This window comes from Pelagibacterium flavum, assembly GCF_025854335.1.
Lineage (GTDB): Bacteria > Pseudomonadota > Alphaproteobacteria > Rhizobiales > Devosiaceae > Pelagibacterium > Pelagibacterium flavum.
In genome coordinates, this window is sequence record NZ_CP107716.1 from 123689 (window position 1) to 136509 (window position 12821).

The window sequence follows — 12821 nt, forward strand, 5'->3', positions numbered from 1 at the left end:
GATGCAACTAGCGTCTTGCAGCGGCCATGCAGATCGCCAGCAAGGCCTGGCGCCCAATCGCGGGTGCGAGCGGCCCTGATTTGCGGCTTTCCAGAATTGCGCTGGCCAGTCGATTGCAGGCTGCGGCCAAGCCATCATCGTTCCAGAGTCTGAGCTGCTGTTCGAAGCTGGACTTGCGGGAAAAGTGAATACGCGGCGTCGCACGGCTGATGATCTGATCCATGCTCGCGCCGGTGTCGATTTCAGCCCGCATGGCCCGCAGTCGGGAAAAGTGCTGCATTGCAACGATGAGCAGACGTTGTGCGTCGGTGCCGGCGCTTGCTGCGCGCGTCATGGCTTCATCGAAGCGGCGTGCATGGCCGGTTGCGACAGCGTCAACCACAGCATCGACGGCCAGCGCAGCGTTGTCGCCGCACAGTTTCATAACCTCCTCGCGCGACAAGGTTCCACCCTCGCCGGCATAGAGAACGAGTTTTTGCAGCTCGCTTCGCGTCACCTGCCGGTCATTGCCCAGCATATCGCGCAACATGGACACCAGATCGGTTTCGAGCGTTATTTCGGCCTGAGCAAATGTCTCGCGGATCAGGGTGTCAATCGTCTGGCCGGTATCGGCGTAGCATGGCAGCGCCCGGGCATCCTTGCGGGCCTCGGCCTGCTTGCGCAGGGCATCTGTGGGCTTGAGGTCAGCCCCTTCAACGATGAAAACTGTTTGAGCGCCTTCGTCCAAGAGCTCAACCAGCGTTGGGGCCAGTTTATTTGTCGCTGCCCGGATGCGGATTGTCGTCTGGCCGCCGAACAATGATGGGCTGCGCGCCAGAATCCCCAGCCGTTGCGGATCGGCGTCGATCTCGCTCATATGCAATTGAGAAAGACTCTCCGGATCGGGTGGGTCTCCGGCGAATTGCTTGACGAGCCGCGCCGCATTTTCGCTGACCAGCCCTGTGTCGGGGCCGTAAACCAGCACAAGGCCGGACGTCAGGTCGGGCCTCGACAGGAATTTCTCAATGTCACGGCCCTTGAGAGCGGTCATTGCACCCCAAGATCGGCAAGCAGAGCCAGGCGAATGGTTTCCGCTGCGGACCTGGCTGCCTGCTCCTCGGCTGCGGCGCGCGCGGCATCGTCGGCAACGATCTGGCCGTTTGTGCGATAGCCGGCAGTGGCTGATCGCGTGCCGGCGCTCATTCGCACGCCGTTCTGCTCAACACGATAAGTTATTGTAATCGTTAGCTGATATTCGGAAATTGGGCCCGGTACGTCGGAAAGTCCAATCCGTGTTGCACTGGATGAAACCTGAGCAGAAAACTGCGGCGCGTCGGCGGTTGCCGGACCAAACCGGCCCGAAAGCGTCTGATATACCACTTGCTCAAGGCGCGTTTCGGGCTCCGCATAACGCAGCGCGACGCTTTGGCTGGAGATGGCCGCATCGCCATAAACAGGCGTTAACGTGCAGCCGGCGGAAAGCCCCGCCGCTGCCAATGCAACGCCCAAACAGGTGGCGCGGACGATTCTAGCAAACGACATTGACGATCCTGTTGGGCACGACGATCACCTTACGTGGAGGATTGCCGTCGAGAATGCGGGCAACCGCTTCCAGTGACAAGGCCGCAGCTTCCGCCTGCGTCGAGGGAGCGTCCTTGGGCATCTCTATTTCGCCGCGCCGCTTTCCATTAACCTGAACGGCCAAAACCACAGTATCGTCAATAAGATATGCGGGATCTGCCTCGGGCCAGGGCGTGTCACAAACCATGGTCTGATGACCCAGGTTTGCCCAGCAGCTCTCGGCCAGGTGGGGCATCATCGGGGCGATGAACTGCACAAAACGCTCAATGGCAATTCGCAGGGCCGAAATATTGGCAAGCGAGGGCGATTCGCTGACGACCGGGATAAATTTCTGAATGGCGTTGGCCAGTTCATAGATCTGGGCGACGGCGCGGTTAAATCTCAGACCGGTCAGATCGGCCTCGATCAGCGCCGTTGCCTTGTGGGCGGCTTTCAAAATGTCGATCGTGCGTGGGTCTTCCTGGTCGATCGTGCTGGGTTCGAGCGAAAGCAATTCACGCGCTTCCCCAACCAGCTTGTGGACGCGCTGCGAAAAGCGCCAGGCGCCCTCGATACCTGCCTCTGTCCATTGGACGTCGCGTTCGGGCGGAGAGTCCGAGAGCACAAACCAGCGCACGGTATCGGCGCCATAGGCGGCAATCATATCGTCGGGATCGATGACGTTGCGCTTGGATTTGCTCATTTTTTCGATCGATCCGATGGTCACCGGCTCGCCGGTAACCGATGAGGTCGCCACACGCTGCCCATCGGATGTTTCGAGCACGACCTCGGACGGCGACATCCAGTTGCCCTGGGCGTCCTTGTAGGTCTCGTGGGTCACCATGCCCTGGGTGAACAGGCCCTTGAATGGTTCATCGATGTCCATGTGCCCGGTGCGGCTCATGGCGCGGGCGAAAAAGCGCGAATAGAGCAGGTGCAGAATGGCGTGTTCGATGCCGCCGATATACTGGTCGACCGGCAGCCATTCGTTGGCCATTTCCGGAATGGTCGGGTTTTCAGCCCGCGGCGCTGTAAAGCGCACGAAATACCATGAGGAATCAACGAATGTGTCCATGGTATCGGTTTCACGCCGCGCCTTTGAGCCGCATGAGGGACAATCGACCTGCTTGAAGGTCGGGTGCCTGTCGAGCGGATTGCCGGGCGTATCGAATTCCACATCGGCCGGCAGACGTACCGGCAGCTGATCCTTGGGCACGGGCACGATGCCGCATGTGTCGCAATGGATTACCGGGATCGGGCACCCCCAGTAGCGCTGGCGGGAAATGCCCCAGTCGCGCAGCCGGTAATTGACCTGGCGGACACCCTGGGGCTTGCCTTCAACCTTTCTGGTTTCAAGAAAGCGGGCAATGGCGTCCTTGGCCGCATCGACGTCCAATCCATCGAGGAAGCCGGAATTGAAGGCTACGCCCGGTCCGGTATAGGCTTCGGCGCCAATGGAAAATTCATCGGCGTCGGCATCGGGTGGCAGAACGACCGGGATAACCGGCAGATCGTAGTTGCGTGCGAATTCGAGATCGCGCTGATCGTGGGCCGGACAGCCAAAAATCGCACCGGTGCCGTAGTCCATCAACACGAAATTGGCGACATAAACGGGCAGAGTGGCGCCTTCGATGACCGGATGCTTGACGGTGATCGCGGTCCGGTAGCCCTTTTTATCGGCCTTTTCGATCGCTTCGGCCGACGTACCCATGCGATGACATTCGGCGATAAACGCGGCGAGATCTGCGTCGTTCTTGGCGATATGGGCGGCGATTGGATGATCGGCCGAAAGCGCGACGAACGAGGCGCCGAACAGGGTGTCGGGGCGGGTGGTAAAAACTTCAACGCTAGGTTGATCGGCATCGCCTTCGGCGATCTCGAACAACACCCGCAACCCTTCGGAGCGGCCGATCCAGTTTCGCTGCATCAGACGTACTTTTTCGGGCCAGTCGGTCAAACCGTCGATCGCGGACAGCAGATCTTCAGCGAAGTCGGAAATCTTGAAGAACCACTGGGTCAATTCGCGCTGTTCGACCAGGGCGCCCGAGCGCCAGCCGCGACCGTCAATCACCTGCTCATTGGCCAGCACCGTATGATCGACCGGATCCCAGTTGACCTTGGAGGACTTGCGCGTCACCAGGCCCGCTTCGAGCATGTCGATGAACAACATCTGCTGACGATGATAATATTCCTCGTCACAGGTCGCGAATTCCCTGCTCCAGTCGAGCGAAAAGCCCATGGATTGCAGTTGCTTGCGCATCGCAGCGATGTTTTCATATGTCCAGTCGCGCGGGTGAACCTTGTTGGCCATAGCCGCATTTTCGGCCGGCATCCCGAAGGCGTCCCAGCCCATTGGGTGCAAAACCTTCTTGCCCTTGGCGCGCTGGAACCGGGCCACCACATCGCCCATGGTGTAATTGCGCACATGGCCCACATGGATGCGGCCCGAGGGATAGGGGAACATCTCGAGGACGTAATAGGGCTGACGCGGATCGTCGTTGGACGTTTCGAAGGTTTTCTTCTCCGCCCAGACCTTTTGCCAGTGGGGTTCTTGTTCGCGCGGATTGTAGCGCTCGGAAGCGTTTGCCATAGAAAGTACCGGTCGCGGCCCTATACTTGAGAAGAGATGAGAAATTGGGTAGGCGACCATCACCAGAAAAGCGCCGGAAGGTCAACCATTCCCATGAGCCCAAACGCCCCGGAAACCGCTGCCCAGCGGCTCGCGGACATCAGGAACCGCATGGATCGCGCCGCCAATCGCATTGCAGGCAGCGTCCCTGCCGAACTGGTGGCGGTATCCAAGACGTTCGACGCCGACACGATCATTCCGGTCATAGAGGCCGGCCAGCGCCATTTTGGCGAAAACCGAGTTCAGGAGGCCCAGGGAAAATGGCCGGATTTAAAGGCGGCGTATCCCAATATTGTTCTCCATCTGATTGGGCCGCTGCAGACCAACAAGGCTGGTGACGCCGTAGCGCTGTTCGATGTCATCGAGAGTGTGGATCGCGACAAGCTGGCCAGAATTCTGGCAAGCGAGATGGAAAAGCAGGACCGCAAGCTGCCGTGTTTTGTGCAGGTCAATATCGGCGGCGAGGAACAAAAGGCCGGGGTGGCGGTATCGGAAACTGTTGAATTCGTGGGCCGATGCAGGGATCAATATGGGCTCGATATCGTTGGATTGATGTGCATTCCGCCGCTCGGGGAAGCGCCGGGTCCGTATTTTGCCCAGCTGGCGCGTTTGGCCAAGGAAGCGGGTGTATCGCAACTTTCGATGGGCATGAGTTCGGATTTCGAGACGGCAATCGTGATGGGAGCGACACAGGTTCGAGTGGGTTCAGCTCTTTTCGGCGCCCGATAACGCGCATGTGATTGGCGATTGTTCGACCGGACCTCAATTGAATCGTATGTCCTTGAGAAGGCAGGTGTGTAACCCTCGCCAATGAGAATCGGGAGTTTTGCTGATGAATAAGCGCCGTTTGCTGGTTGTCGATGATGACGCCGAATTGCGTGCCGCATTGGTGGGGCAGCTCGAACCTTATCGGGAGTTCGATATCACCGAAGCCGAAACAGCGGCTGCTGCGCTCGAGACGGCAAAGTCCGGCCATTTCGACCTTATGCTGCTCGATGTCGGACTGCCCGACATGGATGGGCGCGAGGCGCTAAAGATCATGCGCAATGACGGGTTTCGGGCGCCCGTCATCATGCTGACGGGCCAGGACAGCGAGTCCGATGAAATCCGCGGGCTGGAGAGCGGCGCCAACGATTATGTCACCAAGCCCTTCCGCTTTTCGGTGCTTCTGGCGCGCATGCGGGCCGCCCTTCGCCAGCACGACCAGAGCGAGGATGTGGTCTTTACAATCGGGCCCTATAGCTTCCAGCCGGCCGCCAAGACGCTCGAAAATGGCGATGGCTCGAAAATCAGGCTGACCGACAAGGAAACTTCGATCCTGAAGTTTCTTTATCGGCAGGGGGCCAAGACCATTTCGCGCGACGTTCTGCTCGCCGAAGTGTGGGGGTACAACAATCGGGTCACCACCCATACGCTCGAGACCCACATCTACCGCCTGCGGCAAAAGATCGAACGCGACCCGTCAAACGCGCGGCTCCTGGTTACAGAAGAAGGCGGATACCGGCTGGTTCCCTGATATCTCTCGACCCAATTTCGTCTAAGTCTTTGCGAGCTCGGTAATTTATGCCAATCATATGCCCTTAACGCGCGACCGGGGGCATGTATGGACGAAGCGGCGGCAGTGGCCGCACTCGCAGAGCTTGACGTTTTTTCCAGCTTTTCTGATGAACAGCTGCGCCTTTTAGCGTTTGTTTGCGAGGAAATCTCGCTGGCCCCGGGCGATGCTCTGTATGCCGCCGGCGATGCTGCCGATGGGGCCTATGTGCTGGTTTCGGGGGCTCTGGAGTCGACGCACTCTCCGGTCGAAGGCAGTGGGCAATTTCGCATCGAGCCGGTTGCGCTGGTCGGTGAGCTTGGACTGATGTTGACGCGCCCGCGCGGCGCTTCGGTCAAGGCGTTGCGGACGAGCACGCTGCTTTTCGTACCAAGGGCGCCGTTCATGAAACTGCTGCGCAGCCATCCCGAGCTTGCCGAAGACGTCGCAGCAACGCTGCGGGCCGAGCTTTCGCGCTATCTCGACTCCATTGCCCAGCTCGGTGAGCGGTTTTCTAGATAGAGCGCCTTTCGCTTTTCGAGAAGGCGGGCCGGCATTATTCGAATTCCACGATCACCGGAACGTGGTCTGAAGGCTTTTCCGACCAGCCGCGGGCCGGGCGCAGGATATGGGCAGCTCTGGTGTGCGCTGCGACGTCTCGTGTCGCCCAGATGTGGTCAAGCCGGCGGCCACGGTCCGAGACATCCCAATCCTTGGCCCTGTAACTCCACCAGGAATAGACCTTTTCCTCGATGGGAATGTGCTGGCGCACCAGATCGACCCAGTTGCGCCGGGACAGCAGGCGATCGAGGGCTTCGGTTTCGACCGGAGTGTGGGAGACGACTCTTAAAAGCTGTTTGTGGCTCCAGACGTCGTTTTCATGCGGCGCAACATTGAAATCGCCGCAGATCAACTGGCGCTCATCGAAAATAAGATCGTCGAACCATTCTTCCATTTCGGCAAGAAAATCGAGCTTGTGGCGGAATTTGGGGTTGATCTCGGGATTGGGTTCATCGCCGCCTGCGGGGACATAGAAATTATGAACTGTGAGGGGGCCCTTGCCGAAGTCGAGCCGCGCGGAAACGTGGCGGCAATCGGGTATGTCGCAGAATCCGCGCGCCGTGATCTCGTCGAGCGGATGTTTCGAAACGATGGCCACCCCGTGGTAGCCCTTTTGCCCGTGCACCGCCTGATGGGGATAGCCGGCATCGGCCAGCGCCGTTCTCGGGAACTGGTCATTCATGCACTTGATTTCCTGCAGGCACAGGACATCGGGGCTGTACTGGGACAAAAAGTCGAGAACGATGGGCAGGCGCAAACGCACCGAATTGATGTTCCAGGTGGCAAGCGAAGGCATGAAGGGCTCAAAGGTCAAAATAGCGGGCCGGGCCTTTATGACGGTCCGGCCAGGCGCGGTAAAGCCCTTGGCCGCATGTGTCCGGATCAGTTCTGGGCGTTGACCGAACGGTAGGTGGGATCAATGCGGAAGTACTGATCGGGAATCTCGATGCCTTTTTCGGTCTCGGTGATCGAAAAGGTCGTCTCAACGCCCGAGGGTTCGATAAGACTCCACTGCACGAGATCGAGAGTTTCGCGGTCAAAGATCAGCGAAACCTGAACGGTGCCGATGGGGCTCTCGTCAACGATCATGACCGAGACATGGGTCTCGGACATGATGACATCGGAGAGGTTGGAGTTGATCAGGCTGACCTCATCCCCGAGAAACTGGCGCAGCGGCACATTGTCCTGCGGGTAGGCGTATTGGGTGCGCTCCTGGCGATCGATGACGTAAAAGCCGCGGCCCTGCGAAATGATTTCCTCGCGGCTCGGCGGAGCATAACGAAAGCGGACCATGTCGGGGCGCTTGAGCCAGAACGTGCCCTCGATCCGCCCGCCCTGGCTGTCGATCTGGACAAAGCGACCGGCCATGGTGCGGATTTCGGTGTTGTGGGCGGAAATCTCCTGGAGGAGAAACTCTTCATCGGGGGTCAGCACGCGGGACTGGGCACTGACCGGCATGGCCAGTGCGAGCGCGCAAATGCCCGCTGTCAAAATTGCGGCGGCAAGACGAATCATTTCCAGGACTCCGTTTCAGTACAAAGAGGCTGCCCCTTGGACTGTCGAGGTAAATCGCAATTGCGGCAAGAGCGCGAACCCGGATGGCCCGGCGGTAAACTCATCGTGTGTCGGAGAGGTTCCCAACCAGACCAGTGGCACCCATTTATCCTGGAAACACTCTAATAGCCGTCGGCGTTGTCGCCGATCAGAACTTCGCGTTTGCCCGCATGGTTGGCGGGAGAGATGATGCCTTCCTGCTCCATGCGCTCGATCAGCGTCGCGGCCTTGTTGTATCCAACCGAAAGACGGCGCTGGATATAAGAGGTCGAAGCCTTCTTGTCGGACAGCACGATATTGACGGCCTTGTCATAGAGCTCGTCACCCGAGCCGCCAAACCCGCCGTCGTCATCAAAACCGCCCTGGCCGTCCTCATCTTCGGCGGTGATCGATTCAAGATATTCGGGCGTACCCTGGCTCTTGAGGTGAGCAACGATGTCCTCGACCTCGTTGTCGGCGACGAACGCGCCATGAAGGCGCTTTATGCGACCGCCGCCCGCCATATACAGCATGTCGCCATTGCCCAGCAGCTGTTCGGCGCCCTGTTCACCCAAAATGGTGCGCGAATCGATCTTGGAGGTCACCTGGAACGAGACCCGGGTGGGGAAGTTGGCCTTGATCGTGCCGGTGATGACATCGACTGAGGGGCGCTGGGTGGCCATGATGATGTGAATGCCGGCGGCGCGAGCCATCTGGGCGAGCCGCTGGATGGTGCCTTCGATGTCCTTGCCGGCGACCATCATGAGGTCGGCCATCTCGTCGACGATCACCACGATGAAGGGGAGGGGTTCGAGGTCAAACTCCTCGCTCTCAAAGATCGCTTCGCCGGTTTCCCGGTCAAAGCCGGTCTGAACGGTGCGCGTTAAAACTTCGCCCTTGGCCGCCGATTCGGCGACGCGGGCGTTGAAACCATCGATGTTGCGCACACCGATCTTGCTCATCTTCTTGTAGCGATCTTCCATCTCGCGCACGGCCCATTTGAGGGCAACGACCGCCTTGGCGGGGTCGGTGACCACCGGGGTCAGAAGGTGCGGGATGCCGTCATAGACGGAGAGCTCGAGCATCTTGGGGTCGATCATGATGAGCCGGCACTGCTCGGGGCTCATCTTGTAGAGCAGGGAAAGGATCATGGTGTTGATCCCGACCGACTTGCCCGAGCCGGTGGTGCCGGCGATGAGCAGATGCGGCATACGCGCCAGATCGACGATGATCGGTTCGCCGCCAATGGTCTTGCCCAGGCAGATGGGCAGCTTGGCCTTGGCCTTGTCGAAATCGTTGGAGGCCAGAAGTTCGCGCAGGAAGACGGTTTCGCGCGTCTTGTTGGGCAATTCAATGCCGATGGCGTTGCGGCCGGGGACGACGGCCACACGGGCGGAAATGGCGCTCATGGAACGTGCAATGTCGTCGGCCAGCGAGATCACGCGGCTCGACTTGATGCCCGGAGCAGGCTCGAGCTCGTAGAGCGTAACCACGGGCCCTGGACGAACATTGATGATGTCGCCCTTGACGCCAAAATCTTCGAGCACGCCTTCGAGGCGCTTGGCATTTGCTTCGAGCGCTTCGGGATTGTGTTCCGGCAAGACCTGGGTCGAACTCGGTGCGGCGAGGAGCTCCAGAGGCGGCAGTTCGAAGCCGTCGGTGGGCAGAAAAGACGCCTGGGCCTCGCGCACCTGGCGCGGGGACGGCGCAGGGCGTGGCGCGGGCGCGGTGACCCTTGCCCGGCCGGGCTGCTCGACGATCATGCGGGCAATGTCGTCCGCCTCGCGACGAGAGGAGGTCTGCTGCGCAGGATAATCGTCCTCGTAGTCCTGGTAGGTGTCGTCCTCCCAATCGCGGGCGGATTGGGGCTCGGGGTGGGCCTCGTGATGATCGATGGCTATCGATCTGTCGAGCTGAGGCTCGAAATCGGTGTTCTGCCAATTGCGGGCCGGCATCTGGTCGTTCGCCGGCTTGCGCCGGAAAATCCGTTTTGCCGCGGCACGCGCGCCATAAAAGGTGTGGGCGACAAAGCCGATGGCCACATCGAAGATCCCGCTCGAATCCGGGCTATCGTCAATTTCGGGCTTAGGCTCGGACGCTTTCTTGCGGTGGGCGGTGGTTTTGGACGGGACCGGCAAATCGCTTTCGAATGCCGGCCGCGACCGCGCGGATAGCCAAACCAACCCCAGAGCAGGAACGCCGAGCAAGGCGGCATAAAGAATGGCGCCCCAACCTTGCGGCGCGTCGCCGGCAAGGGTGGTGAACAGGTTGGTAAACCCGGTGCCGATGAACCCGCCCAGGCCGAGCGGCAGGGGCCAGCTGTCGGGGGACGGAAAGCAGGCAAACATGCCCGTGGCCAGGGTGGTTCCCAGCAGCCAGCCCGTCAGGCGCAGCCCGAGATAGGATGGCACGATGCGACGGAACATCGACCACGACCACAATAGCGGCGGCAAAAGCAGCAGCGGTGCCCCGAGGCCGAAAAGCTGAAAGCCGATATCGGCCATGGCGGCGCCGGGAAAGCCCAGCCAGTTTTCGACGGGTTTGTCGGTGGCATAGGAAAAGGAGGGGTCATCGACCGACCAGGACGCCAGCGCCACAAGGCCAAATGCACAAACCAGAGCGACGGCGATGCCGATGATTCGCACGGGAATGGTGATCGAAAGCACCGGAGTTGAGCGGTGGCTGTCGTCCAGATGCGGTGAAGGATGCAGGGTCATCGAGCGGCCGGTCGGTTTACGCAGTACCATTTGCCGACAACCCTAGTCGTGCATGGTTAACCTTGGATTAGCGTGTGGCGGGAATTTGGCATCAAAAAAGCCCCACCTGAGCAGGGTGGGGCCAATACCCCTGTCGGGGGTCGGGAGAAGCTGAAGAGGGGATGCAGCCCATATCGTTTGCGAGTGGGAAGGCCTCTTTGATGTGGGTCAAGAGGGATATGAGCTGCATGCCGTCTTCAGCGGCAGAAAAAGGCCCGGGCTGATGCCCGGACCTTGAGATCGATTAGCGGAATTCCGGATAGGCTTCGACGCCGACTTCGGCCTTGTCGAGGCCAAGCGCTTCGTCGTCTTCAGAGGGCCGCAGGCCCATGGTGGCCTTGAGGATCAGCCATACGATGAAGCTGGCCACGAAGGTGAAGATACCCACGATGACGATCGAGAGCAGCTGAACGCCCAGATTTGCATCGGAATTGCTGAAGATCACTGCGATGGTGCCCCAGATGCCGGCCAGAAGGTGGACGGGAATGGCGCCGACAACGTCGTCGATCTTGAGCCTGTCGAGCAGGGGAACAGCGAAGACCACGATGACGCCACCGACAGCACCGATCAGCGTGGCGGTGCCCAGACCTGGGGTCAGGGGCTCGGCAGTTACCGAAACCAGGCCGGCAAGAGCGCCGTTGAGAACGAAGGTCAGGTCGACCTTCTTGTAGATGATCGCCGTGAGGATCAGAGCGGCAATAGCACCGCCGGCGGCGCCGGCATTGGTGTTGGCCATGATCCGGCCGACGTCAGCCACATCGCCGACAGAGCCCATCGCCAGCTGGGATGCGCCGTTGAAACCGAACCAGCCCATCCAGAGGATGAATGTGCCAAGAGCGGCCAGCGGCATGGATGAACCGGGCATCGCGTTGACGGTGCCATCGGCATTGTACTTGCCGATACGGGCGCCCAGCAGAATTGCACCGGCGAGAGCGGCCCAGCCGCCAACCGAGTGAACCACTGTCGAACCGGCAAAATCCAGGAAGCCCATTGCATCGAGGAAACCGCCGCCCCACTTCCAGGACGCCTGGATCGGGTAGATCAGCCCCGTCAGAACGACGGTAAAGATCAGGAACGGCAAGATCTTGATGCGTTCAGCCAGCGTGCCCGAAACGATCGAGGCGGTGGTGGCGCAGAACATGACCTGGAAGAAGAAGTCCGAGCTGGTTGCAGCATAGCCGAAATCATCGGCGTCATCGGCCGTGATGCCGACAGCTTCGAGGATGCCGATGCCGAAGGCGCCCAGATAGCCACCGGTATCATCGGAGCCGATGGTCCAGTTGCCGAGCGGATACATCAGGTTGTAGCCGATGAGGTAATAGAAGATGGCAGCGATCGAGAAGAGCGAAATGTTCTTCAGAAGCTGCATCGAAACGTTCTTGGTGCGCACCAGGCCGGCTTCGAGCATGGCAAAGCCAGCGGCCATCCACATCACCAGCACGCCGCCGAAAATCATCAGGAACGAGTTGAGAATAAACACAACGTCGGCAGAAACACCCTCAGAGACGGTTTCGACCACTTCCTCGGCCACCCCGGCATCCTGCCCCAGCGCGGGCAGTGCTATGAGCAGGGAGGCTAGCGCCGCCGCACCCAGCAATTTGCTTGTCTTGAAATTCATGATTGTCCTTCTCCTAGTTGGACGCCAGGCACTTAGAGAGCTTCCGTTCCGGTTTCCCCGGTACGGATGCGGATGGCCTGTTCGAGATCGAGAACGAAAATCTTGCCGTCGCCGATACGGCCCGTCTGGGCGGCATCCTTGATGGCGCTGGCAACCGCGTCGATCTGAGCGGCGTCCACGGCGATCTCAACCTTGAGCTTGGGGAGGAAGTGAACGGCGTATTCAGTACCGCGGTAGATCTCGGAGTGACCCTTCTGACGTCCGTACCCCTTGACCTCTGTTACGGTCATGCCGTGCACATCGAGCGAATTGAGGGCCTGACGGACCTCTTCGAGCCGCGATGGCTTTATGATGGCTATTAGCAGTTTCATGGGTGCTCCTTTCCGAATTCCGCACCTGACACGCGACATAAGGACTCAAAAGCCGTGCCAAACTGCCTTTTCTGGGCTTAACCGATTGATATTAAAGGAATTTACTGAGAGATTGGGCAACTGCCAATTTCTGGACACAATTCAACATGCCTAAAAAATAGGCGTCTTTTGGCCGGTGTTTTAACGATTGGTGAATTTAGGGGCACGGACGCGCTGAGCCGCTGCGGCAATACTTTCCTTGCTTCATGCGTTTCCCAGACGCATGTTTGGGGCGAAACGA

Annotated in this window: 11 protein-coding genes; 3 read left to right on the forward strand and 8 right to left on the reverse strand. The window is 59.6% G+C overall.

Annotation, left to right across the window (positions count from 1 at the left end):
• Nucleotides 1–7: 7 nt before the first annotated feature.
• From holA to leuS, 3 genes are read right to left on the reverse strand one after another with little or no spacing between them, the layout of a single operon-like run.
• Complete coding sequence (gene holA / locus OF122_RS00625) at nt 8–1030, reverse strand: DNA polymerase III subunit delta (RefSeq protein WP_264225963.1); 1023 nt, start codon at nt 1028–1030, stop codon at nt 8–10.
• Entirely contained in the window at nt 1027–1521 is a 495-nt protein-coding gene (gene lptE, locus OF122_RS00630; protein ID WP_264225964.1) for an LPS assembly lipoprotein LptE, read from the reverse strand. The genes holA and lptE overlap by 4 nt, the downstream gene beginning before the upstream one ends.
• A complete protein-coding gene (gene leuS / locus OF122_RS00635; RefSeq protein WP_264225965.1) occupies nt 1508–4129 on the reverse strand; it encodes a leucine--tRNA ligase in 2622 nt (873 codons plus the stop codon). The genes lptE and leuS overlap by 14 nt, the downstream gene beginning before the upstream one ends.
• Nucleotides 4130–4222: 93 nt before the next feature.
• Here leuS and OF122_RS00640 point away from each other — a divergent pair, with 93 nt between their 5' ends.
• The 3 genes from OF122_RS00640 to OF122_RS00650 all read left to right on the forward strand — a co-directional run bounded on the left by OF122_RS00640 (nt 4223) and on the right by OF122_RS00650 (nt 6224).
• On the forward strand, nt 4223–4897 hold the full coding sequence (locus tag OF122_RS00640; RefSeq protein WP_264225966.1) for a YggS family pyridoxal phosphate-dependent enzyme: 675 nt from the start codon (nt 4223–4225) through the stop codon (nt 4895–4897).
• Nucleotides 4898–5000: 103 nt separating this feature from the next.
• Entirely contained in the window at nt 5001–5684 is a 684-nt protein-coding gene (locus OF122_RS00645) for a response regulator transcription factor (protein WP_264225967.1), read from the forward strand.
• Nucleotides 5685–5771: 87 nt separating this feature from the next.
• Nucleotides 5772–6224 (forward strand): cyclic nucleotide-binding domain-containing protein, encoded by a 453-nt coding sequence (locus OF122_RS00650; RefSeq protein ID WP_264225968.1) that lies wholly within the window; start codon nt 5772–5774, stop codon nt 6222–6224.
• A 34-nt stretch (nt 6225–6258) separates the two neighbouring features.
• On the opposite strand, the gene xth is transcribed toward OF122_RS00650, so the two are convergent.
• The 5 genes from xth to OF122_RS00675 all read right to left on the reverse strand — a co-directional run bounded on the left by xth (nt 6259) and on the right by OF122_RS00675 (nt 12541).
• Nucleotides 6259–7059 (reverse strand): exodeoxyribonuclease III, encoded by an 801-nt coding sequence (gene xth / locus OF122_RS00655; RefSeq protein WP_264225969.1) that lies wholly within the window; start codon nt 7057–7059, stop codon nt 6259–6261.
• An 86-nt stretch (nt 7060–7145) separates the two neighbouring features.
• A complete protein-coding gene (locus tag OF122_RS00660) occupies nt 7146–7778 on the reverse strand; it encodes a LolA family protein (RefSeq protein ID WP_264225970.1) in 633 nt (210 codons plus the stop codon).
• A gap of 161 nt (nt 7779–7939) precedes the next feature.
• Nucleotides 7940–10543 carry a DNA translocase FtsK gene (locus tag OF122_RS00665; protein ID WP_264225971.1) on the reverse strand — a complete coding sequence of 868 codons (2604 nt, stop codon included), beginning with the start codon at nt 10541–10543 and terminating at the stop codon, nt 7940–7942.
• 253 nt (nt 10544–10796) lie between these two features.
• On the reverse strand, nt 10797–12170 hold the full coding sequence (locus OF122_RS00670; RefSeq protein ID WP_264225972.1) for an ammonium transporter family protein: 1374 nt from the start codon (nt 12168–12170) through the stop codon (nt 10797–10799).
• A 32-nt stretch (nt 12171–12202) separates the two neighbouring features.
• Entirely contained in the window at nt 12203–12541 is a 339-nt protein-coding gene (locus OF122_RS00675; RefSeq protein WP_264225973.1) for a P-II family nitrogen regulator, read from the reverse strand.
• Between the last annotated feature and the right edge of the window lie 280 nt (nt 12542–12821).